Source organism: Palleronia caenipelagi, from assembly GCF_007004065.1.
Taxonomy (GTDB): Bacteria; Pseudomonadota; Alphaproteobacteria; order Rhodobacterales; family Rhodobacteraceae; genus Palleronia; species Palleronia caenipelagi.
Genome location: NZ_VFSV01000186.1, coordinates 1 through 610, shown reverse-complemented (window position 1 = coordinate 610; position 610 = coordinate 1). Strand labels below are relative to the sequence as shown.

2 protein-coding genes are annotated in these 610 nt (G+C 58.0%); both read right to left on the bottom strand.

Going from position 1 to position 610, the window contains the following annotated elements; genetic code table 11:
- Positions 1 to 323 (bottom strand): IS3 family transposase (locus FEV53_RS20645; protein ID WP_142836447.1); only part of this gene is annotated, 323 nt, incomplete at its 3' end.
- Positions 320 to 610: transposase (locus FEV53_RS20640; protein ID WP_142836446.1), on the bottom strand; the 291-nt coding region annotated here is incomplete at its 5' end. The genes FEV53_RS20645 and FEV53_RS20640, both read right to left, overlap by 4 nt.

The window sequence follows — 610 nt, the reverse complement described above, 5'->3', positions numbered from 1 at the left end:
AAGTCCTTCAGAAGATATGGATATATCTTGTGCTCCGGGTGCTTCTTGCTGGTCTTCGGTTCCTGGTAGATAGGCACCAACCGCATGAGCTGCATCAGCCGCCGCACACGATGTCGGCCGCATTTATGTCCCTCGCGAGCCAAGTGCCGGACCATCTGGCGTGAGCCATACCATGGCGTCTCGAGGAACTGACGATCGATGATTTCCATGAACTTCAGGTTCTCGGGGCTTTCCCCACGCGGCTGGTAGTAGAGGGTTGAGCGTGCCAGTGACAGCAGGCTGCATTGCCGCCGGACGCTAAGATCGGGATGGTCTTTCTTCACCGCTTTTTGCCTCCAGTGCCGGGGATGAGACTGGAGGCTTCCAACAAAAAATCCCGTTCCACGACCAGCTGCCCGATTTTGACGTGCAGCTTTCCGACCTCTGCCGCCGATATCGTCGGCTCCGCGGTCGCCTGGCCGGTGAAGGCCTGTGCCATGTTCTCAATCGCGGTCCGTTTCCAGCCGCTGATCATGGTAGGGTGGATGTCATACTTCTTGGCCAGCTCGGCCGTCGTCAGCTCCTCGCGGATGGCTTCCAAAGCCACCTTCGCCTTGAACTCTGCCGAATA